Here is a 25,384-nt window from a genome sequence, read left to right as displayed (position 1 = left end):
TGAACAACAACCCACCCGAATCCGGCAACTCCACAGCCGCACCCAACAGCGGATGATCCGCAGCACTGACCCCCGCCAGTTCGACCGTACCGAGCGCCATCCGGGCCTCCGGCCAGTACCGCTGGCGCTGGAAGGCGTAGGTGGGCAGGTCGGTGATCGCGGCGCCCCGGCCCGCGAAGAAGCGGTCCCAGTCCACGGGGATCCCGCGGACGTGGGCGTGGGCGACGGCGGTGGTGAGGGTGTGGGCCTCGGGGCGGTCGGCGCGCAGCACGGGCACGCAGACGGCACCGCTGTCCTGCGGCAGCGTCTCCTGCGCCATCGCGGAGAGCACACCGTCCGGGCCGAGTTCGACGAAGGTGGTCACACCTTGATCGGCGAGCGTACGCACACCGTCGGCGAACCGGACCGCCTCGCGGACGTGCCGCACCCAGTACTCCGCCGAGCACACCTCGTCCGAGACCAGGCCACCGGTGAGGTTCGACACCAGCGGGATACGCGGAGCCTCGTACGACAACCCGTCCGCGACCTGCCGGAACTCGTCCAGCATCGGCTCCATCAACGGCGAGTGGAACGCGTGCGACACCGCGAGTCGCTTGGTCTTGCGGCCCTGAGCCTGGAAGACGGCGGCAACCGCCACAACGGCGTCCTCGTCACCGGAGACGACCACCGACGACGGCCCGTTGACGGCCGCGATCGACACCCGACCCGACAGGACAGCGGCCACCTCGTCCTCGGTGGCCTGCACCGCCACCATCGCCCCACCGGAGGGCAACGCCTGCATCAGCCGGCCGCGGGCGGCAACGAGAGCGCACGCGTCGTCCAACGACAGCACCCCCGCCACATGCGCCGCCGCCAACTCACCGATGGAATGCCCCGCCAGATAATCCGGCACCACACCCCACGACTCGAAGAGGCGGAACAGCGCCACCTCGAGCGCGAACAGTCCGGCCTGGGTGAACACCGTCCGGTCCAACTGCTCCTGGTCACCGAAGACGACATCCCGCAACGGCCGGTCCAACCGCCCGTCCATGCGGGCACACACCGCGTCGAACGCCTCCGCGAACACCGGGAACGCCTCGTACAACTCCCGGCCCATCCCGGCCCGCTGCGCCCCCTGCCCCGTGAACAGGAACCCGAGGCGCGCGTCGCCCGAGGCCGCGTCCTGTACCAGGTCCGGGGTGTCGCGGCTCTCGGCCAGCGCGGACAGCGCGGCGGTGAACGTCTCGCGGTCGGACGCGACCACGGCGGCACGGTACTTGAGCGCGGCCCGGGTGACCGCCAGGGACAGGCCGATGTCGGCCGGGGCGGCTTCCGGCCGCGCCTCCAGGTGGGCCGTGAGCCGCTGGGCCTGGGCCCGCAGAGCGGCCTCGGTCCGGCCCGAAAGCACCCAGGGCAGCACGGGCGTCGCCACGGACGGTCCCGGCTCGCGCGGGACCGCGGGCCGCTCCCGCGGCGGTTGCTCGATGATGGTGTGCACGTTGGTGCCGCTGATCCCGAACGACGACACCGCCGCCCGCCGCGGACGACCCACCTCGGGCCACTCCCGCGCCTCCGTCAGCAGCTCCACGGCACCGGCCGACCAGTCCACCTGCGGCGACGGCTCGTCCACGTGGAGAGTGGGCGGCAGCACACCCTCCCGCATCGCCATCACCATCTTGATCACACCGGCCACACCCGCAGCCGCCTGCGTGTGCCCGATGTTGGACTTGATCGAGCCCAGCCACAGCGGACGGTCCTCGGGGCGGTCCTGCCCGTAGGTGGCCAGCAGCGCCTGTGCCTCGATGGGGTCGCCGAGCCGGGTGCCGGTGCCGTGCGCCTCGACGACATCTACGTCCGCCGTGGTCAGGCCCGCGCTGGCCAGCGCCTGCCGGATGACGCGCTGCTGCGAGGGCCCGTTGGGCGCCGTCAGGCCGTTGGACGCGCCGTCCTGGTTGACGGCGCTGCCCCGCACCACCGCCAGCACACGGTGCCCATTGCGGCGCGCGTCCGACAGGCGCTCCACCAGCAGCATGCCCACGCCCTCGGACCAGCCCGTGCCGTCGGCCGCCGCGGCGAACGACTTGCACCGCCCGTCGGCCGCCAGACCACGCTGCCGCGAGAACTCCACGAACGTCCCCGGCGTGGACATCACCGTCACACCACCGGCCAACGCCAGCGAACACTCCCCCGACCGCAGCGCCTGCACCGCCAGATGCAGCGCCACCAACGACGACGAACACGCCGTGTCCACCGTCACCGCGGGCCCTTCGAGCCCGAACGTGTACGCCACCCGGCCGGAGGCGATGCTGCCGGAGCTGCCGTTGCCGCTGTAGCCCTCGGTGTCCTCGCGGGCCGCCTGCTGCACGATCGCGCTGTAATCGTGGTACATGACTCCGGCGAAGACGCCGGTCGGGGAGCCCTTGAGGGTCGTCGGGTCGATGCCCGCCCGCTCGATGGCCTCCCACGAGGTTTGCAGCAGCAGCCGCTGCTGCGGGTCCATGGACAGGGCCTCGCGCGGGCTGATCCCGAAGAACGCCGGGTCGAACTCGGCGGCGTCGTACAGGAACCCGCCCTCGTTGGTGTACGAGGTTCCGGCCCGGGTCAGCTCCGGGTCGTACAGGGCATCGACGTCCCATCCCCGGTCCGCCGGGAACGTGCCGATCCCGTCGCCCCCGGACGCCACCAGACGCCACAGCTCCTCGGGCGAGGCCACCCCGCCCGGGTAGCGGCAGGCCATGCCGACGATCGCGATCGGCTCGTCGTCCCGCGGCGCGGCCACCGCCACCGGTGCCGGCGCCGCGCCGGTGACTCCCGCGAGTTCGGCGTCGATGTACCGGGCGAGCGCGGCCGGGGTGGGGTAGTCGAAGACGAGGGTCGCGGGCAGCCGCAGCCCGGCGGCCTGCCCCAGCCGGTTCCGCAGCTCCACCGATGTCAGCGAGTCGAAGCCGAGATCGCTGAACGCCTGCTCGGCCTCCACGGCCTGCGGCGAGTCGTGGCCCAGCACCGCGGCGACGTGCGTGCGCACGACATCGATCAGCGCGCGGCGCCGCTCGGTCCCGGACAGGCCGGCCAGCCGCTGCGCCAGCCCGGACCCGGTCGCCCCCTCGCCCGCGCCGGCCCGTGCGGCGCGGCGCATCGGACGGCGCACGAGTCCGCGCAGCAGCGCGGGCACCTCCGCCGCTTCGCGCCGTCCCGCGGGTTCCAGGCGCATCGGCACCAGGACGGGATCGCCGACGGCGCCCGCCAGCCCGAACAGCGCCACCCCCTCCGCCGGGGACAGGGCGGCCATCCCGGAGCGGGTCATCCGGCGCCGGTCGGCCTCGCCCAGTGTGTCGGCCATGCCTGCCTCCGCCCAGGGACCCCAGGCCAGGGACTGGGCGGGCAGCCCGGAGTTGCGGCGCAGCACGGCCAGGGCGTCGAGGAAGGCGTTGCCCGCGGCGTAGTTCGCCTGACCGGCTCCGCCCAGCACACCGGCGACGGAGGAGAACAGGACGAACGCCGACAGGTCCAGGCCCTCGGTCAGCTCGTGCAGGTTCCACGCCCCGTCCACCTTCGGGCGCAGCACCGCCGACAGCCGCTCAGGAGTCAGGGACTCCACCACGCCGTCGTCCAGCACCCCGGCGGCGTGGACCACTGCGGTCAGCGGGTGTTCCGCCGGGATGTCGGCGAGGACAGCGGCCAGGGCGTCCCGGTCTGCCACATCGCAGGCCACCACCCGCACCCGGGCGCCCAAGCCGGCCAGCTCCGCTTCCAGCTCAGGGGCGTGACCGCTGCGACTGGTCAGCACTAGATCACGGACACCGCACTCGGCCACCAAGTGCCGGGCCAGCACCGCGCCCAGCGCACCCGTACCACCGGTGATCAGCACCGTGCCCGCACCGTCCCATACAGGGGCGTCGGCCGCCCCGTCCCGGACCCGGGCCAGCCGGGGCACCAGCACGGCTCCGGCACGCACGGCGGCCTGGGGTTCGTCCAGGGCGAGCACGGTGGGCAGCGCGTCCACCGACCCCGGCTCGCCGTCCACGTCGAGGAGGACGAACCGGTCGGGGTGTTCGCTCTGCGCCGACCGCACCAGGCCCCAGGCCGCGGCGGCCGCGGGATCGGCCACCGTCTCACCGGCGGACGTGGACACCGCGCCCCGGGTGACCAGCACCAGCCGCGACGACGCGAACCGCTCCTCGGCCAGCCAGGACCGCACCAGCTCCAGTACCAGGATCGTCGTCTTGTGCACGGCCCCGGCCCCCGCGCCGGAACCGGCCACGCACGCCACCACCGCGTCCGGAACCCGGCCGCCCGACTCCGCGAGCGCCGCCAGGTCCGCGTGCGCGGAGGCGTCCAGCGCCTCGGCCGCGCCGAACCGGTCACCGCCCACCACCGCGTACGCGCCACCGGTCGCCTCCGCCGCCCGCGCGGCCGGCGGCTGCCAGTCCACCCGGAACAGCGACTCCGGCGCGCCGGAGCGCTTGTGCTCCGTCTCCGCGGCGCCCATCGGCCGCAGCATCAGCGAGTCGACCGTCACGACCGGCACCCCGGCCGTGTCGGTGACCAGCAGCGACACCGCGTCCGTCCCGGCCCTGGCCAGCCGCGCCCGCACCGCGGACGCACCCGCCGCGCGCAGCGTCACCCCGGACCAGGAGAACGGCAGCCGCGCCCGGCCGGTGTCCTCGACCAGCGCGCCCAGGCCGATGGCGTGCAACGCCGCGTCCAGCAGCGCCGGGTGCACACCGAACGCGCCCGCCTCGTCGGCGGACTCCTCCGGCAGCGCGACCTCGGCGAACACCTCGTCCCCGCGCACCCACGCGGCCCGCAGGCCCTGGAAGACCGGGCCGTAGCTCAGCCCCGTGGCAGCGAGGCGCTCGTAGACGCCGCCCAGTTCGACGGCGGTCGCGTCCGCCGGGGGCCAAGTGAGGAGGTCGTCGTCGCCGAGCCGGTCGGCGACGCCCAGCGCGCCCGTGGCGTGGCAGGTCCACTCCGTGTCCGCGGGGACGTCCTCGGGCCGGGAGTAGACGGTCAGGGCTCGCCGCCCGGAGGCGTCGGGCGCCCCCACGATGAGCTGGAGCGTGACCCCGCCGCGCTCCGGCAGGGCCAGCGGCGCCTGGAGGGTCAGTTCCTCCACCCGGTCGCAGCCTGCCTGGTCGCCCGCCCGGATGGCGAGTTCCACGAACGCCGTGCCGGGCAGCAGCACCGATCCCATGACCGTGTGGTCGGCGAGCCAGGGGTGTGTCCGCACCGACAGCCTGCCGGTGAACAGCAGCCCGCCGGAATCCGGCAGCTCCACGGCGGCGCCCAGCAGCGGGTGGTCCGCCGCGCTCATGCCCGCCAGTTCGAGGTTGCCGACGAGCGCCTCGGGTTTCAGCCAGTACCGCCGGTGCTGGAAGGCGTAGGTGGGCAAGTCGGTGAGCAGGGAGCCGCGGCCCGCGAAGAACCGGCTCCAGTCGATGGCCGCACCCCGCACATGGGCGTGGGCGACGGCGTTGGTGAGGGTGTGGGCCTCGGGGCGGTCGGCGCGCAGCACGGGCACGCAGACGGCACCGCTGTCCTGCGGCAGCGTCTCCTGCGCCATCGCGGAGAGCACACCGTCCGGGCCGAGTTCGACGAAGGTGGTCACGCCTTGGTCGGCGAGGGTGGTCACGCCGTCGGCGAACCGGACGGCCTCGCGGACGTGCCGCACCCAGTACTCCGCCGAGCACACCTCGTCCGAGACCAGGCCGCCGGTGAGGTTCGACACCAGCGGGATACGCGGGGCCTCGTACGACAACCTCTGCGCGACCTGCCGGAACTCGTCCAGCATCGGCTCCATCAGCGGCGAGTGGAACGCGTGCGACACCGCGAGTCGCTTGGTCTTGCGGCCCTGCGCCTGGAAGACGGCGGCGACCTCCGTCACCGCCCGCTCCTCGCCGGAGACGACTACCGACGACGGCCCGTTGACGGCCGCGATCGACACCCGACCCGACAGGACAGCGCTCACCTCGGCCTCGGTGGCCTGCACCGCCACCATCGCCCCACCCTCGGGCAACGCCTGCATCAACCGACCACGCGCCGCAACGAGAGCGCACGCGTCGTCCAACGACAGCACACCGGCGACGTGAGCCGCCGCCAACTCACCGATGGAATGCCCCGCCAGATAATCCGGCACCACACCCCACGACTCGAACAACCGGAACAACGCCACCTCAAGCGCGAACAACCCCGCCTGAGCGAACACCGTCCGATCCAGCAACTCCTGCTCACCGAAGACGACATCCCGCAACGGCCGGTCCAGAGCCGCGTCCATCCGCGCACACACCGCGTCGAACGCCTCCGCGAACACCGGGAACGCCTCGTACAGCTCCCGGCCCATCCCGGCCCGCTGCGCCCCCTGCCCCGTGAACAGGAACGCGACCCGTCCCTGCCCGGACGCCACACCCCGGATCAACCCGGGAGCATCCCGGTCCTCGGCCAGCGCGCCCAGCGCCGCCAGGAACTCCTCGCGTTCCGCGGCGACGACGGCGGCGCGGTGCTCAAGCCCGGCACGGGACGTGGCCAGCGAGAAGGCGATGTCGGCCTGCCGTGCCTCGGGCCTGGCCGCCACATGGGTGCGCAGGCGTTCCGCCTGGGCCGTCAGGGCGGCGGCGGTCTTCGCGGACAGCACCCACGGAACCACAGGGGTCGGCGCCGGGAAGTCGGCGGCGGGCTCCTCCTCCACCGATGCGGGCTCCTCCTCGGGTGCCTGCTCGATGATGGTGTGCGCGTTGGTGCCGCTGATCCCGAACGACGACACCGCCGCCCGCCGCGGACGGCCCGTCTCGGGCCACTCCCGCTCCTCCGTCAGCAGCTCCACGGCACCGGCCGACCAATCCACCTGCGGCGACGGCTCGTCCACATGCAGGGTGCGCGGCAGCACACCCTCCCGCATCGCCATCACCATCTTGATCACACCGGCCACACCCGCAGCCGCCTGCGTGTGCCCGATGTTCGACTTCACCGACCCCAGCCACAGCGGACGACCCTCCGGCCGCTCCCGCCCGTACGTCGCCAGCAGCGCCTGCGCCTCGATCGGGTCACCGAGACGGGTCCCCGTCCCGTGGCCCTCCACCGCGTCCACATCCGACGCCGCGAGCCCGGCGCTGGCCAACGCCTGCCGGATCACCCGCTGCTGGGACGGCCCGTTCGGCGCCGTCAGGCCGTTCGACGCGCCGTCCTGGTTCACTGCACTGCCCCGCACCACCGCCAGCACCCGGTGGCCGTTGCGCCGGGCGTCGGAAAGCCGCTCCACCAGCAGCACACCCACGCCCTCGCCCCAGCCGGTGCCGTCGGCCGCCGCGGCGAAGGACTTGCACCGGCCGTCGGCCGCCAGGCCGCGCTGGCGGGAGAACTCCACGAAGGTACCGGCGCTCGCCATGACGGTGACGCCGCCGGCCAGGGCGAGCGAGCACTCCCCCGACCGCAGCGCCTGGGCGGCCATGTGCAGCGCCACCAGGGAGGACGAGCAGGCGGTGTCCACGGTCACCGCCGGGCCCTCGAGACCGAACGTGTAGGCCACGCGGCCGGAGAGCACACTGGTGGCGGTGCCGGTCATGGCGAATCCGGCGACGCCTTCGGGGGCGCTCTCGACGCCCATTCCGTACCCCTGGAAGCCGGCGCCGGCGAACACGCCGGTCCTGCTGCCCTTCAGGGTCGTCGGGTCGATGCCGGCCCGTTCGAAGACCTCCCACGAGGTCTCCAGCAGCAGCCGCTGCTGCGGGTCCATCGCCAGGGCCTCGCGCGGGGAGATCCCGAACAGCGCCGGGTCGAACGCCCCCGCGTCGTACAGGAACCCGCCCTCCCGGGCGTACGAGGTGCCCACCCGCTCCGGGTCGGCGTCGAACAGCCCGTCCAGGTCCCAGCCGCGGTCGTCCGGGAACCCGCCGACGCCGTCCGCGCCTTCCAGGACGAGCCGCCACAGATCCTCGGGCGAGGCCACCCCGCCCGGGTAGCGGCAGGCCATGCCAACGATCGCGATCGGCTCGTCGTCCACGGCGACGGTGGTGGCCGCCTCGGTGCCGGTGGCCGGGGCGTCGTCTCCGGAGAGCTCCCGGGCGAGGTGTTCGGCCAGCGCCGCGGAGGTGGGGAAGTCGAACGCCAGCGTCGTGGGGAGGCGCAGGCCGGTGACGGCGTTGAGCCGGTTGCGGAACTCGACGGAGCTCAGCGAGTCGAAGCCGAGGTCGCGGAAGGCGCGGTCCGCCGCCACGTCGTCGGCCGACGGGTGGCCCAGCACGCCGGCGGCCTCGGCGCGCACCGTCTCCAGCAGCAGGCGGCCACGCTCGACCTCGGACAGCCCCGCCAGCCGCAGGGCGAACGCCGAGTCGCCGGCGGACGCGCCCTCGGCCCGCGCGTTGGCCGCGTCCAGGGCCCGGCGCGCCTCCGGCAGGTCGGTGACCAGCGGGCGGGGCCTGGCCACGGTGAAGCCCGCGACGAACTGCTCCCAGGCCACGTCGGCCACGGTCAGCGCGGTGTCGCCGCTGTCCAGCGCCTGCTGGAGCGCGGCGATGGCCAGCCCGGGGGCCAGCGACGGCAGACCGCGCCGCCGGAGCTGCTCCTCGGCCAGTTCGTCGGCGGCCATGCCCACCTCGCCCCAGGGCCCCCAGGCCACGGAGGTGGCGGGCAGACCGAGGTCGCGGCGGTACCGCGCGAAGGCGTCCAGGTAGGCGTTGGCCGCCGCGTAGGCGCCCTGGCCGCCGCTGCCCCAGACGCCCGCGATGGAGGAGAACAGGACGAACGCCGACAGGTCCAGGTCGCGGGTCAGCTCGTGCAGGTGCCCGAGCGCCTCCGTCTTCGGGCGCATGACGTGCGCGAAGCGCTGCGGCGTCACCGACTCCAGCACACCGTCGTCGAGGACGCCGGCGGTGTGGAAGACCGCGGTCAGCGGCCGGTCGGACGGTATCGACGCCAACAGCCCGGCCAGCGCCTCCCGGTCGGCCACGTCGCACGCGGCCACCGTCACCTCCGCCCCGAGCCCGGCCAGCTCGTCGCGCAGCGCGTCGGCGCCTTCGGCGGCCGGGCCGCGGCGGCTCACCAGCACCAGGTGTTCGGCGCCGTCGCGGGCCAGCCAGCGCGCGACCTGCGCTCCCAGGGCGCCGGTACCGCCGGTGATCAGCACCGTCCCGGTGGGCCGCCACGGCACCGCCTCCGCGGCCCCCCGCGAGGCGCGCGCCAGACGGCGGACGAACACCCCCGAGGAGCGCACCGCGAGCTGGTCCTCGTCGCCGATCCCGGCGAGCACTCCCACCAGCCGGTCCAGCGCCCGCTCATCCGCCTCGGCGGGCAGGTCCACCAGGCCGCCCCACCGGTCGGGGTGCTCCAGCGCCACCACCCGGCCGAGGCCCCAGATCTGCGCCTGCACCGGGCTGGTCAGCCGGTCGGAGCGGCCGACCGACACCGCGCCGCTGGTCAGGCACCACAACGGGGCCGCGACCCCGGCGTCCCCCAGCGCCTGCACCAGCGCCAGCGTCGCCGCCAGCCCCCAGGGCAGCACCGGGTCGCCGGACGACGGTTCCTCGGCCACGCCGAGCAGCGACACCACGCCCGCCGCCGAACCCGCGTCCACCTCGGCCAGCCGCCGCGCCAGCGCCTCGCGGTCGGCCTCGGCGGGGGCCACGGTCACCACGACCGGCCGGGCGCCGCTCCTCGCTCCCAGCAGCGAGCCGCACGCGGCGACCCAGGGGTGCTCAGCGCAGCGCTCCGGGACGACCACGACCCAGGTGCCGGTCAGCACCGGCACCGCGGGGTCCGCCGGCTTCCACTCGATCCGGTACCGCCAGTTGTCCACGGTGGTCCGGGTGCGGTGGCGCCGCCGCCAGGCCGACAGCACCGGCAGCACCGCGCTCAGCGACGACTGCTGCTCGTCGTCCATCTCCAGGGTGCGGGCCACCGTCGGCACATCGGCCCGCTCCACGGCCTCCCAGAACTCGGCGTCCACCGGGTCCACGCGATCGGCCGGGCTGAGCGCCGCCGCCTCCGGCCAGAACCGCTGACGCTGGAAGGCGTAGGTGGGCAGGTCCACGGGCACCGCGCCGCGGCCCGCGAAGAACCGCTCCCAGTCGACGGCGGCACCGCGGACATGGGCGTGGGCGACGGCGGTGGTCAGGGTGTGGGCCTCGGGGCGGTCCGTGCGCAGCGCCGGCGCGAACACCGCGTCGGCGTCGTCCGGCACGCACTCCTGCCCCATCGCGGAGAGCACCCCGTCCGGGCCCAGCTCCACGAACGTGCCCACGCCCTGCTCGGCGAGCGAGCGCACCCCGTCGGCGAACCGCACCGCCTCGCGGACGTGCCGCACCCAGTACCCCGGCGAGCACAGCTCCGCCGCCGACGCCACCGCCCCGGTGACGTTCGACACCACGGGGATGCGCGGGGCCTCGTACGACAACCCCTGCGCGACCCGCCGGAACTCGTCCAGCATCGGCTCCATCAACGGCGAGTGGAACGCGTGCGAGACCGTGAGTCGCTTGGTCTTGCGGCCCTGCGCCTGGAAGACGGCGGCAACCGCCACAACGGCGTCCTCGTCACCGGAGACGACCACCGACGACGGCCCGTTGACAGCCGCGATCGACACCCCACCCGACAGGACAGCGGCCACCTCTTCCTCGGTGGCCTGCACCGCCATCATGGCCCCGCCCTCGGGCAACGCCTGCATCAGCCGGCCGCGGGCGGCAACGAGAGCGCACGCGTCGTCCAGTGACAGCACACCGGCGACGTGAGCCGCCGCCAACTCACCGATGGAGTGCCCCGCCAGATAATCCGGCACCACACCCCACGACTCGAACAACCGGAACAACGCCACCTCAAGCGCGAACAACCCCGCCTGAGCGAACACCGTCCGGTCCAACTGCTCCTGGTCACCGAAGACGACATCCCGCAACGGCCGGTCCAACCGCGTCCATGCGGGCACACACCGCGTCGAACGCCTCCGCGAACACCGGAAAGGCCTCATACAGCTCCCGGCCCATCCCGGCCCGCTGCGCCCCCTGCCCCGTGAACAGGAACGCGACCCGTCCCTGCCCGGACGCCACACCCCGGATCACCCCGGGAGCATCCCGGTCCTCGCCCAGCGCGCCCAGCGCCGCCAGGAACTCCTCGCGTTCCGCGGCGACGACGGCGGCGCGCTGTTCCAGACCGGAGCGGGAGGTCGCCAGGGAGAGGCCGATGTCCACCGGCCGGGCCTCGGGGTGCGCCTCCAGGTGGGCGCGGAGCCGCTGGGCCTGCGCGCGCAGCGCCGTCATGCTCTTGGCCGACAGCGTCCAGGGCACGCCGGACGTGTGCACGACGGGCGGTGCCGGCGCCGTCGCGTCGGCGGGCGGCGCCTGCTCGATGATGGTGTGGACGTTGGTGCCGCTGATCCCGAACGACGACACCGCCGCCCGGCGCGGGCGGCCCGTGTCGGGCCACTGCCGCTCCTCCGTCAGCAGTGCGACGGCACCGGCGGACCAGTCGATCTGCGGCGACGGCTCGTCCACGTGCAGGGTGCGCGGCAGCACACCCTCCCGCATCGCCATCACCATCTTGATCACACCGGCCACACCCGCGGCCGCCTGGGTGTGCCCGATGTTCGACTTCACCGACCCCAGCCACAGCGGCCGGTCGGCCTCACGCCCCTGCCCGTAGGTGGCCAGCAGCGCCTGCGCCTCGATCGGGTCACCGAGCCGCGTCCCCGTTCCGTGGCCCTCCACCGCGTCCACATCCGACGCCGCGAGCCCGGCGCTGGCCAACGCCTGCCGGATCACCCGCTGCTGGGACGGGCCGTTGGGCGCCGTCAAGCCGTTCGACGCGCCGTCCTGGTTCACCGCCGAACCCCGCACCACCGCCAGCACCCGGTGCCCGTTGCGCCGCGCGTCCGACAGACGCTCCAGCAGCAGCACACCCACGCCCTCGCCCCAGCCGGTGCCGTCGGCGGCGGCGGCGAAGGACTTGCACCGGCCGTCGGCGGCCAGGCCGCGCTGGCGGGAGAACTCCACGAAGGTCCCGGGGGTGGGCATGACGGTGACGCCGCCGGCGAGGGCGAGCGAGCACTCGCCCTGGCGGAGGGCCTGCGCCGCCAGGTGGAGGGCGACCAGGGAGGAGGAGCAGGCGGTGTCGATGGTGACGGCGGGGCCCTCGAGCCCGAGCGCGTAGGCGATCCGGCCGGAGGCGACGCTGGTGGAGACGCCGGTCAGGGAGTACCCGGCTCCTTCTTCCTCGCCCTGTCCTCCTGTCAGGCCGTAGCCCTGGTAGGAGCAGCCGACGAACACGCCGGCCTGGGCGCCCTTGAGCGCGGTGGGGTCGATGCCCGCCCGCTCCACGGCCTCCCAGGAGGCTTCCAGCAGCAGCCGCTGCTGCGGGTCCATGGTGAGCGCCTCGCGGGGGCTGACCCCGAACAGCGCGGGGTCGAAGTCGCCCGCGTCGTAGAGGAATCCGCCCTGGCGCGCATAGGAGGTGCCGGGGTGCTCCGGGTCCGGGTGGTAGACGGCGTCGAGGTCCCAGCCGCGGTCGGCGGGGAAGTCCCCGATGCCCTCCTCGCCCGCGGTGACCAGGCGCCACAGCTCCTCGGGCGAGCCGACGCCGCCGGGGTAGCGGCAGGCCATGCCCACGATGGCCACGGGTTCGTCGGTGTGCACGGCGACCGCGGGGACGGCGGCGGCCAGGTCGGCACCGCCGAGGGCCTCGTCGCGGATGTGCCGGGCCAGCGCGGCGGGTGTCGGGTGGTCGAAGACGAGGGTGGCGGGCAGGTGCAGGCCGGTGGCCGAGTCGAGGCGGTTGCGGAGTTCGACGGCGGCCAGCGAGTCGAAGCCGAGTTCGCGGAAGGCGCGGCCCGGCTCGACGGCGTCGAGGGAGCTGTGGCCGAGGACGGCGGCGGTCTCGGCGCGGACGAGTTCGAGCAGGACGCGGTCCTGTTCGGCGCCGGGCAGCCCGGCCAGCCGGGCCGTCAGCGCCGGGTCGCCGGTCGCCGCGGCGACAGCGGTGACCAGGGTGCTGCGCACCTCGGGCAGGTCGCCGAGGAGCGGGCTGGGGCGCGCCGCGGTGAATCCGGCGGTGAAGCGGTCCCAGTCCACGTCGGCGACGGTGACGGCGGTGTCGCCGTTGTCCACCGCCTGGCGGACCGCGAGGGTGGCCAGTTCGGGGGCGAGGGCGGGCAGGCCGCGGCGGCGCAGTTGCTCCTCCGCGGCTCCGTCGGCCATGCCGCCGCCGCTCCAGGGGCCCCAGGCGACCGCGGTGGCGGCGAGTCCGCGGGCCCCGCGCCGCTCCGCGAGGGCGTCGAGGTAGGCGTTGGCCGCGGCGTAGGCGCCTTGGCCGCCGCTGCCCCAGACGCCGGAGATGGACGAGTAGAGGACGAACGCGTCCAGGGGCCGGTCGCCGAGGAGTTCGTCGAGGTTGCGGGCGCCGGCGACCTTGGCCGTCACCACGTCGGCGAGTTCGTCGAGGGTGGTGTCGGCGATCGGGGTGAACTGGCCGGCGCCCGCCGCGTGCACGACGGCGGTCAGCGGCCGGTCCGCGGGCACGGCGGCGAGCAGGGCGGCGAGGGCGTCCCGGTCGGCGACGTCGCAGGCGGCCAGGGTGACCTGGGCGCCGAGCGCGGTGAGTTCGGCGCGCAGCGCCTCCGCGCCGTCGGCTTCGGCGCCGCGGCGGCTGGTCAGCAGCAGGTGCTCGGCGCCCAGGCGGGCGAGGGTGCGGGCGAGTTCGGCGCCCAGGGCTCCGGTGCCGCCGGTGATGAGCACGGTGCCGCGGGGGCGCCAGGTGGTGGCGGGGGACTCGGCCCGGGGGGCGCGGGCCAGACGGCGGGCGAACACGCCGGAGGGGCGCACGGCGAGCTGGTCCTCGTCGCCGATGCCGGCGAGGGCGCGGGTCAGTCGGGTCAGGGACCGCTCGTCGAGGGTGCCGGGGAGGTCCACGAGACCGCCCCACCTGTCCGGGTGTTCGAGGGCGGCGACGCGGCCGAGCCCCCAGGTCTGGGCCTGCGCGGGGGCGGTCGGCCGGTCCGAGCGGCCGACGGTGACGGCGCCGCTCGTCAGGCACCACAGCGGCGCGCGGATCCCGGCGTCGCCCAGGGCCCGGACGAGGGCGAGGGTGGCGGCGAGGCCGGCGCTGACGGCGGGGCGGCCGGGGCAGGGGCGCTCGTCGAAGGACAGGAAGGACACCACGCCCGCGGCCGAGGGGTGCTCGGCGGCGACCGCGCTCAGCCGCGGCAGCAGCGCGGCGGCCGGGTCGGTGGTCCCGGGTCCCGCGGTGGCCTCGGCGGGGTCCAGGGCGACCCGGACCACGGTGGCCCCGGCCGCGGTCATGGCGCCGATGACGGCGGTGGCGGGCTCCGGCAGGTCGTGCGGCACCACCGCGATCCAGGTGCCCGGCAGCGTCCCGCCGGTGCCCTCGGCCACCGGCTTCCAGGTGACGCGGTAGCGCCAGGCGTCGACGAGGGACTGGTCGCGGTGCCGCTGCCGCCACGAGGACAGCACGGGGAGCACGGCGCTCAGCGACGACTGCTGCTCCTCGCCGATGTCCAGGGTGGCGGCGACGGCGGCCACGTCGGCGCGTTCGACGGCCGCCCAGAAGGCGGCGTCCTGCGGGTTGTCCTGCGCGGCCGGGCCGGTCTGCGGCGTCTCGGGCCAGTAGCGCTCCCGCTGGAAGGCGTACGTGGGCAGGTCCACCGGGCGGGCGCCGCGCCCCTGGAAGACCGCCGCCCAGTCCACGGCGGCGCCGCGCGCATGGGCCCGCGCGAGCGCGCCGGTGAGGGTGCGGGCCTCCGGGCGGTCGGCCCGCAGCGCGGCCACGGTCAGCGCGTCCCGGTCCCGGGGCAGGCAGTCCTGTGCCATGGCGGACAGCACCCCGTCGGGGCCGAGTTCGACGAGGACGGTCACGCCCTGCTCGGCGAGCGCGCGCACCCCGTCGGCGAACCGCACCGCCTCGCGGACGTGCCGCACCCAGTACTCCGGCGAGCACAGCTCCTCGGCGGACGCCACCGCGCCGGTGACGTTCGACACCACAGGGATCCGCGGCTCGCGGTAGGTCAGCCCCTCCGCGACCTGCCGGAACTCGGCCAGCATCGGCTCCATCAACGGCGAGTGGAACGCGTGCGACACCGAGAGCCGCTTGGTCCTGCGGCCCCGCGCCCGGAAGTCTGCGGCGATCCCCGCCACCGCCTGCTCCTCGCCGGAGACGACCACCGACGACGGGCCGTTGACGGCCGCGATCGACACCCGACCCGTCAGAACGGCGGCCACCTCCGCCTCGGTGGCCTCCACCGCCACCATCGCCCCGCCCTCGGGCAGCGCCTGCATCAACCGGCCGCGCGCGGCCACCAGAGCGCACACGTCGTCCAGCGACAGCACCCCGGCGACGTGCGCGGCCGCCAGCTCGCCCACGGAGTGGCCAAGCAGCGCCCTGGGCCGCACGCCCCAGGACTCGAAGAGGCGAAACAGCGCCACCTCGAGCGCGAACAGACCGGCCTGGGTGAACACCGTGCGGTCCAGTTGCTCCTGGTCGCCGAACACGACCTCGCGCAGCGGCCGGTCCAACCGCCCGTCCATGCGGGCGCACACCGCGTCGAACGCCTCCGCGAACACCGGGAACGCCTCGTACAGCTCCCGGCCCATCCCGGCCCGCTGCGCCCCCTGCCCCGTGAACAGGAACCCGAGCCGGGCCTCGCCGGGGGCGGTGCCGCGGAACAGGTCCGGCGCGTCCCGGCCCTCGGCGAGCGCCTCCAGCGTCTCCAGGAAGGTGTGCCGCTCCTCGGCGACGATGGCGGCGCGGTGCTCCAGCGCGGTGCGGGAGGTGGCCAGGGACAGGCCGACGTCGACCGGCTCGGCGCCGGGGGCGGCGGTCAGGTGCCGGTGCAGGCGGGCGGCCTGGGCCCGCAGCGCCGCCTCGGTCCTGCCCGCCAGCAGCCACGGCACCACGGGGGTGACGACCGTGGCGGGTTCCTCCTCGGCCGCGGGCTCCGGCTCGGGCGCCTGCTCGATGACGGCGTGCGCGTTGGTGCCGCTGATCCCGAACGAGGAGACCGCCGCGCGGCGCGGGCGGCCCGTGTCGGGCCACTGCCGCTCCTCCGTCAGCAGCTCCACGGCACCGGCGGACCAGTCGATCTGCGGCGACGGCTCGTCCACATGCAGGGTGCGCGGCAGCACACCCTCCCGCATCGCCATCACCATCTTGATCACACCAGCGACACCCGCGGCCGCCTGCGTGTGCCCGATGTTGGACTTCACCGACCCCAGCCACAGCGGCCGGTCGCCCTCGCGCCCCTGCCCGTAGGTGGCCAGCAGCGCCTGCGCCTCGATCGGGTCACCGAGCCGCGTCCCCGTCCCGTGCGCCTCCACCGCGTCGACGTCGGCGGCGGACAGACCGGCCCGGGTGAGCGCCTCCCGGATGACGCGCTGCTGCGAAGGCCCGTTGGGCGCCGTCAGGCCGTTGGACGCGCCGTCCTGGTTCACCGCCGAGCCCCGGACCACCGCCAGCACCCGGTGCCCGTTGCGGCGGGCGTCGGAGAGCCGCTCCAGCAGCAGCACACCCACACCCTCGGCCATGCCCATGCCGTCGGCCGCCGCCGAGAACGCCTTGCACCGCCCGTCCACCGCGAGACCGCGCTGCCGCGAGAACTCCACCAGCGGACCCGGAGTCGCCATCACCGTGACGCCGCCGGCCAGGGCGAGCGAGCACTCGCCCTTGCGGAGCGCGTGCGCCGCCAGGTGCAGCGCCACCAGGGAGGAGGAGCACGCGGTGTCGATCGTCACCGCGGGACCCTCGAGGCCGAGCGCGTAGGCGACCCGCCCGGACAGCACGCTGCCCGCGTTGCCGGTGCCCAGGTATCCCTCGACGTCCTCCGAGACGCCGCCGAGGAGGGCGGCGTAGTCCTGGCCGCTGATGCCCGCGAAGACAGCGGTGCGGCTGCCCTTCAGCGTCGCCGGGTCGATGCCGGCGCGCTCGATCGCCTCCCACGAGGTCTCAAGCAGCAGCCGCTGCTGCGGGTCCATCGCCAGCGCCTCGCGCGGGCTGATCCCGAAGAATCCGGCGTCGAATTCCGCGGCCTCGTGCAGGAATCCGCCCTCGCGGACATACGCCTTCCCGGATTCGTCCGCGTCCGGGTGGTAAAGGCCCGCCAGGTCCCAGCCGCGGTCCTCGGGGAATGGGGAGACCGCGTCCCGGCCGGACGCCACCAGTTCCCACAGTTCCTCGGGAGAGCCGACGCCGCCGGGGTAACGGCAGCTCATCGCCACGATCGCGATGGGCTCCTGCTCCTTGTCGGTCACCTCACGCAGCCGGTTCTGTACCTCGTCGAGCTCTGCGGTAACTCGCCTGAGGTAGTCGCGAAGCTTCGCTTCATTCGTCATCGGAGCAGCACCCGTTCACATTCTTGAGGAAAACACTGGACGCGTGTGGGCCGGCGTTCCGGCCGACCGCGGTGGCCGACAATGGGGGCGATGTACTGTCGATTGTCCGGTCAGCCTTTCCCCAATTTCTTGTCGATGTAGGCGAAGATCTCGTCGTCCGTCGCCGTGTCGAGGTCGTGGGAGGCGGCGGCACCGGACGCGCCCGTCCGGGTGCCGTCGAGCCTGGACAGCAGCCCTTGCAGCCGCGCGGTGATGGCCTCGTGCGCGGCCTCGTTGGCCGCCAGCCCGGCGAGCGCGTCCTCGGTCAGCGAGGAGAACACCGACTCCAGCCGGGCGACCTCCTCCAGCACCGAGGCCGCCGGTGCGGTCTGCTCCGCCGCGGTCTCCGCGAGCAGATGGGCCGCCAGGGCGGCGGGGGTGGGGAAGTCGAAGACCAGCGTGGCCGGCAGGCGCAGCCCGGTGGCGGCGTTCAGCCGGTTGCGCAGTTCGACCGCGGTCAGCGAGTCGAAACCGGACTCCTTGAACGTCTGCTCGGCGCCGACCGCCTCCGGGCCGGGGAAGCCGAGCACGGTGGCGACGTGCGTCCGCACGAAGTCCAGGGCGGCGTCCGCGCGTTCGGCCTCCGGCAGTCCGGTGACGCGCTCCCGGAAGGAGCCGGCCGCGCCGGGTTCCGCCCGCTCGGCGTTCCGGCCGGTGACGGGCACCAGGGCGCGCAGCACGGCGGGCACGCCGTCGGTGCGGGCGCGCGAACGCAGGGCGGCGAGTTCCATCCGGGCCGGCACCAGCACCGCCTCGTCCGCGCCGACCGCGGCGTCGAACAGGGCGAGGGCGTGCGCCGCGGTCATGGCGCCCACCCCGCCGCGGGCCATGCGGGTGCGGTCGGCGTCGGCGAGCCTGCCGCCCATGCCGGTCTCCTCCGACCACAGGCCCCACGCCAGCGACAGGGCGGGCAGTCCGCCGGCCCTGCGGTGCCGGGCCAGGGCGTCCAGGAACGTGTTGGCCGCCGCGTAGTTGGCCAGGCCGGGGCTGCCGAAGAGGCCGGAGAAGGAGGAGAACAGCACGAACGCCCGCAGCTCGGGCCGGGCGGCGGTCGCCTCGTGCAGGTTGAGCACCGCGTCCACCTTGGGGCGCAGCACCCGGTCCAGCCGTTCGGGGGTGAGCGACTGGACCACTCCGTCGTCGGTGACCCCGGCGGTGTGCACGACGGCGGTGAGGGGGTGGGCGGACGGGATCCGTGCGAGCAGCGCCTTCAGCGCGTCGCGGTCGGCGATGTCGCAGGCGGCCACCGTCACGTCGGCGCCGAGCCCGGTCAGCTCGGCCCGCAGTTCGGCCGCGCCCGGGGCGGCGGGGCCGCGGCGGCTCGCCAGCACCAGGTGCCGCACCCCGTGCTCGGTGACGAGGTGCCGGGCCACCGGGCCGGCCAGCCCGCCGCCGGCTCCGGTGAGGAGCACGGTGCCGCGCGCGTCGAACGGCGCGCCGTCCGGTGTCTCTTCCGGGCGGGCGGCCGGGGCGGCCCGCACCAGCCTGGGGACGCGCACCGCCCCGGCCCGCACGGCGAGCTGCGGCTCGTCCGCCTCGGGGGCCGCGGCGCGGGCGACGGCTTCCGGCAGCGCCCGGTAGGAAGCGGTGTCGCCGTCCACGTCCACCAGCAGGAACCGGCCCGGGTTCTCGGCCTGGGCCGAGCGGACCAGGCCCCACAGGGGGGCGTGCACGAGGTCGGGCGGCCCGTCCTGCGGGTGTGCCGCGACCGCGCCGCGGGTGAGCAGCACCAGCCTGGCGTGGGCGAACCGCCCGTCGGACAGCCATGTGGTGAGCGCCCGCAGCACCCGGTGGGCGGCGGCGCGCACCGCGTCGGCGGTGACCGGGGAGCCCTCCCCCGGGGGCGGTGTGCAGGGCAGGACGACGGTCGGCGGGACGGGTGTGCCGCGGTCGCTCGCCGCCGCCAGGGCCGCGAGGTCCGCGAAGACCGCGCAGTCCGCCCCGGCCGCGGTCAGCTCCGCGGCCGGCCGCGGGTCCGCGGTCCCCAGCACGGCCCACGGCCCGGCCGGCGCCGGGGGCGCCGCGGGGGCGGGCGCCGGGGTCCAGTCGAGCCGGAACAGGGAGTCCGCCAGCGCGCCGGCGGCGTTCAACTGCTCGACGGTGACCGGCCGCGAGACCACGGCCGACACCGACGCCACCGGTGTTCCCGCGGGGTCGGTGATCGCCACCGACACGGTGTCCTGCCCCGCCGTGGTGAGCCGCACCCGCAGCGCGCCCCCGGCGGGGGCGGTGTGCAGGGTGACGCCGCGCCAGGTGAAGGGGCGGGTGGCGGGCCGTTCGCCGTCGGCCGCGGTGGTGAGGGTGTGCAGGGCGGCGGCCTGCAACGCCGCGTCGAGCAGCGCCGGGTGCACGGTGAAGCCGTCGTCCGGCACGCCGTCGGGCAGTCGCACCTCGGCGAGGATCTCCGTCACCGGTCCGGTGCCGGTTCCCGCCGGGTCGGGGGCGGCGCGGTGCCAGGCCGCGCGGAGCCCCTGGAACACCGGCCCGTATCCGATGCCGGTTTCGGACAGCCGCTCGTGGAAGCCGTCGAGCGGCAGGGGTTCGGCGTCCGCGGGCGGCCAGGCCGCCGGTGCCGCGGGGCCCGGGGGCGCGGCGGCGGGGGCGAGGGAGCCCTCGGCGTGCCGGGTCCACGCGGTTCCCTCGGGGGCGTCGTCCGGGCGGGAGTGCAGGTGCAGCGGGCGGTGCCCGGTCTCGTCCGGTCCGCCGACGGTGAGCCGCACCGCGACCGCGCCCCGTTCCGGCACCACCAGCGGCGCCTCCAGGGTGATCTCCTCCACCCGGGCGCAGCCGGTCCGCCGCCCGGCCCACAGCGCGAGCTCGGCGAACGCGGTGCCCGGCAGCAGCGCCGACCCCATCACCAGGTGGTCGCCGAGCCAGGGGTGGGTGCGCAGGGACAGCCGCCCGGTGAACACCAGGCCGCCGGAGTCGGGCAGCTCCACCTCCGCCCCGAGCAGCGGGTGGCCCGCCGCGCCGAGACCGAGCCCGGCCGGGTCGCCCGTCCGCGGGTCCCTCCCGGTCGGCCAGTACCGCTGCCGCTGGAAGGGGTAGGTGGGCAGGTGCACGCGCCTGGCGCCGTGCCCGGCGAACACCGCCGGCCAGTCGGGTGACGCGCCGTACGTGTGGGCCTGCGCCAGGGACAGCAGGAAGCGGTCCATGCCGCCTTCGTCCCGCCGCAGCGATCCCACCACCCGGGCGTCACCGCCCAGGCTGTCGAAGGTCTCCTGGAGCCCGACGGTCAGCACCGGGTGCGGGCCGGCCTCGACGAACAGCCGGAAGCCCTGCTCGACCAGCGTCCGGGTCGCCCGGTCGAGGTGGACGGTGCCGCGCAGGTTGCGGTACCAGTACTCGGCGTCGAGCTCGGTGCCGCCCAGCCACTCGCCGGTCACCGTGGACAGGAACGGCACGGCGGCCGGGCGCGGCGCGATCGGCTTCAGCAGGACCAGCAGCTCCTCCCGGATGGACTCCACCTGCGCGGAGTGGGAGGCGTAGTCCACGGGGACGCGGCGGGCGCGGACGTCGGCGGCGGCGCACTCGGCCAGCAGTTCGTCCAGGGCCGCCGGCTCCCCGGAGACCACCACGGACCGGGGCCCGTTCACCGCGGCGACGGACAGCCGCCCGTCCCAGCGGGCCAGCCGCTCGCGAACCTCGTCCTGCGGCAGCGCGACGGAGGCCATGCCGCCGCGCCCGGCCAGCGCGCCCAGGGCCTGGCTGCGCAGCGCCACCACGCGGGCCGCGTCCTCCACCGTCAGCGCCCCGGCCACGCAGGCCGCGGCGATCTCCCCCTGGGAGTGGCCCACCACGGCCGCGGGCGGCACCCCGTGGGAGCGCCACAGCTCGGCCAGGGAGACCATGACGGCGAACAGCGCGGGCTGCACCACGTCCACGCGGTCCAGCGGCGGCGCGCCGTCCCGGCCGCGCAGGACGTCCTCCAAGGACCAGTCGACGTGCGGCGCGAGGGCCTCGGCGCAGGCGCGCACCGAGTCGCGGAAAACCTCGGAGGTGTCCAGCAGGCCCAGCGCCATCCCGGCCCACTGCGACCCCTGGCCGGGGAAGACGAACACCGCCCGGCTGTCGGATCCCGCCGTCCCCTCGACCACGCCCGGGTCGACGCGGCCCTGTTCGAGGGCGGTCAGGCGGCGCCGGAGGTCGTCCCCGTCGCGGCCGAGCAGCACGGCACGGTGCGGGAAGGCGGCGCGGGCGGTGGCCAGGGTGTGCCCGACGTCCTGCGGGCGCAGGCCGGGGTGCGCGTCGAGGTGCGCCCGCAGCCCGGCGGCCTGGGCGCGCAGCGCGGCCGGGCTCTTGGCGGACAGCACCCACGGCAGCGGCGCGCCGCCGGTGACCTCGGGCCGCGTCGCGCCGTCCGCGCCGTCCGCGCCGTCCGCGACGGGCCGCGCGGCGGCCGGGGCGGGTGGGGCCTGCTCCAGGATGGTGTGCGCGTTGGTGCCGCTCATGCCGAACGAGGACACGCCCGCGCGGCGCGGCCCGCCGCGGTCCGGCCAGGGCGCCTCCTCCGTCAGCAGTCGCACGGCGCCGGACGACCAGTCGATGTGCGGCGAGGGCTCGTCCACGTGCAGGGTGCGCGGCAGCACGCCCTCCCGCATGGCCAGCACCATCTTGATCACCCCGGCGACACCGGCGGCGGCCTGGGTGTGCCCGAGGTTGGACTTGACCGACCCCAGCCACAGCGGCCGGTCCGCGTCGCGGCCCTGCCCGTAGGTGGCCAGCAGCGCCTGCGCCTCGATGGGGTCGCCGAGCGTCGTGCCCGTCCCGTGGGCCTCCACCGCGTCGATCTCCTCGGGCGCCAGGCCCGCGTTGGCCAGCGCCTGCCGGATGACGCGCTGCTGGGACGGGCCGTTGGGCGCCGTCAGGCCGTTGGACGCGCCGTCCTGGTTGATCGCGCTGCCCCGCACCACCGCCAGCACGTCGTGCCCGTTGCGGCGGGCGTCCGACAACCGCTCCAGCAGCAGCACCCCGACGCCCTCGGACCAACCGGTCCCGTCGGCGGCCGCCGCGAACGGCTTGCACCGCCCGTCGGCGGCCAGGCCGCGCTGCCGCGAGAACTCCACGAAGGCGCCCGGCGTGGACATCACCGTGGCCCCGCCCGCCAGCGCGAGCGTGCACTCGCCGCCGCGCAGCGCCTGGGCCGCCAGGTGCAGCGCCACCAGGGAGGCGGAGCACGCGGTGTCCACGGTGACCGTGGGGCCCTCGAGGCCGAAGGTGTAGGCGAGCCGCCCGGACACCACGCTGGCCGCGTTCCCGGTGGCCAGGTATCCCTCGACGTCGTCCGCCGCGTTCAGCAGCAGCGCGCTGTAGTCCTGGCCGTTGGTGCCGACGTAGACCCCCGTCCGGCTGCCGTGCAGCGTCGCCGGGTCGATGCCCGCCCGTTCGAAGACCTCCCACGAGGTCTCCAGCAGCAGCCGCTGCTGCGGGTCCATCGCCAGGGCCTCGCGCGGGCTGATCCCGAAGAACTCGGCGTCGAACCCGGCGGGGTCGTCGAGGAACCCGCCCGTGCTGGCATAGCTCGTGCCCGGCCGGTCCGGGTCGGGGTCGAACAGCTCGTCCAGGTTCCAGCCGCGGTCCGCGGGGAACTCCGACATGGCGTCGCCTCCCTCGCGGAGCAGCCGCCACAGGTGCTCCGGGGACCGCACGCCACCGGGGAACCGGCAGGCCATGCCCACGATCGCGATGGGCTCGGTGTCGGCTCCCGCGCCGCCCGTCCCCTCGGCCGCCCCCGCCGCGCGCGCCTCGCCCTCCGCCGGGCCGAAGAGCTCCGCCGTCAGGTGCCGGGCCAGCGCCCGGGGTGTCGGGTGGTCGAAGATCAGGGTGGCCGGAAGCGCCAGCCCGGTCGCCGACCCCAGCGCGTTGCGCAACTGGACGGCGGCCAGCGAGTCGAAGCCCAGCGCCCGGAAGGCGCTGCCGACCTCGACCGCTTCCGCGCCGGAATGCCCGAGCACGGCCGCGACCCGCCCCCGCACCAGCATCAGCACCCGGCGGAACCGCTCCTCCTCCGGCAGCGCCGCGAGCCGCCGCACCAGGGCGGCGCCGTCGGCGGCGCCGTCCCCGGCGTCACCGGCGGACACCTCGGTGGCCTGCCGGACCTCGGGGAGATCCGCCATCAGGGACCGCTGCCGCGCGGTCCCGAACCCGGCGGCGAACCGCGCCCAGTCCACGTCGGCGACGAGCACATGGGCCCGGTCCTCAGCGAGAGACCGTTCGAGGGTCGTGAGGGCCCGGTCGGGCGGCATGGGGGTGAGGCCACCCGCCCGCAACCGACGGGCCACCGCCTCGTCCTCCGCCGCCATACCCGTCCCCGCCCAAGGACCCCACGCCACCGACGTGGCAGGCAACCCCTCGCCCCGCCGCCGCTCGGCCAACGCGTCCAAGAACGCATTCGCCGCCGCGTAATTGCCCTGACCGGCATTCCCCACCGCACCCGCCACCGACGAGAACAGCACGAACGCCGACAGCCCCAGATCCCGGGTCAGCTCATCGAGGTGCCGGGCCGCGTCCGCCTTCGCCCGGAGCACATGCGCCATGCGCTCGGGCGTGAGGGAGTCCACGACCCCGTCGTCCAGCACACCGGCGGTGTGGAACACGGCCGTCAGCGGACGATCCAGCGGGACGTCGGCGAGCACAGCGGCCAGGGCATCCCGGTCGGCCACGTCACACGCGGCCACCGTCACCGCCACACCCAGGCCGGTCAGCTCATCCCGCAGCCCCTCCGCCCCCTCGGCAGCCGGGCCGCGACGACTCACCAACAGCAGATGCTCAGCACCGTTGCGGGCCAGCCACCGCGCCACCTGCGCACCCAACGCACCCGTGCCACCGGTGACCAGCACCGTCCCACTCGCCCGCCACGACACCTCCTGCGACGAACCCCGAGAGGCACGCGCCAGACGGCGCACGAACACACCCGAGGAACGCACCGCGAGCTGATCCTCGTCCCCCGCCCCGGCCAGCACACCCACCAGCCGGTCCAACACCCGCTCATCCACCTCGGCGGGCAAGTCGACGAGACCACCCCACCGGTCGGGGTGCTCCAACGCCACCACCCGACCCAAGCCCCACACCTGCGCCTGCACCGGACTGGCCAGCCGGTCCGTGCGGCCGACCGACACCGCGCCACTGGTCAGACACCACAACGGCGCCGCGACCCCGGCATCGCCCAGCGCCTGCACCAGCGCGAGCATCCCCATGACGGGCTCCCCGGCCAGGCCCGGCAGCGACACCACACCCGCCGCACCCCGAGCACCGGCCTCACCCAACCGCCGCGCCAGCACCCCGCGATCAGCATCGCCCTCGACCAACACCACCTCGGCACCCCGGCCACGCAACGCCCCGGCCACCGACTCCACCAGACCCGCCCGCACCTGACCGACCGGCACCACCACAACCCACGACCCGGACAAGACCCGGGCCGTGGCGTCCATGGGCTTCCACTCGATCCGGTACCGCCAGCCGTCCACGGTGGCTCGGGCCCGGTGGCGCTCCCGCCACGACGACAAGGCCGGGAGCACCTCGCTCAGCGGGGCCTCCTCCTCGACGCCGAGCGTCCCGAGATCGCCACGCTCGACAGCGGCCCAGAACTCGGCGTCCACCGGGTCCACACGATCGGCGGCGTCGACGGGCGGCGCCTCCGGCCAGAACCGCCGACGCTGGAAGGCGTAGGTGGGCAGGTCGGTGAGCACGGCACCCCGGCCCGCGAAGAACCGATCCCAATCGACGGGGACACCACGGACGTGGGCCTCGGCCACGGCAGCGGTCACCGTGCGCGCTTCGGGGCGGTCCGCCCGCAGCGTCGGCACACAGACGGCATCCTGCGGGAGGACTTCCTGCGCCATCGCGGACAGGACACCGTCCGGGCCCAGCTCCACGAAGGTGGACACGCCTTGGTCGGCAAGCGTGGTCACGCCGTCGGCGAACCGGACGGCCTCGCGGACGTGGCGGACCCAGTACTCCGGCGAACACACCTCGTCCGAGACCAGGCCGCCGGTGAGGTTCGACACCAGCGGGATACGCGGTTCGCGGTAGGTCAGCCCTTCGGCGACCTGCCG

Annotated in this window: 2 protein-coding genes and 1 pseudogene; all 3 read right to left on the bottom strand. The window is 75.4% G+C overall.

Annotation, left to right across the window (positions count from 1 at the left end; translation table 11 throughout):
- Window positions 1-10,855, bottom strand: a 10,855-nt coding sequence (locus ACYVO2_RS35345; protein WP_461012210.1) for an SDR family NAD(P)-dependent oxidoreductase, incomplete at its 3' end; no start/stop codon positions are given.
- A pseudogene (locus ACYVO2_RS35340) lies at window positions 10,833-17,252 on the bottom strand (type I polyketide synthase); the annotation flags it as partial. The gene ACYVO2_RS35345 and the pseudogene ACYVO2_RS35340, both read right to left, overlap by 23 nt.
- Before the next feature lie 149 nt (window positions 17,253-17,401).
- Window positions 17,402-25,384: SDR family NAD(P)-dependent oxidoreductase (locus ACYVO2_RS35335; protein ID WP_461012209.1), on the bottom strand; the 7,983-nt coding region annotated here is incomplete at its 5' end.

The organism is Streptomyces capparidis (assembly GCF_054782095.1).
This window is presented reverse-complemented; position numbering and strand designations above follow the sequence as displayed.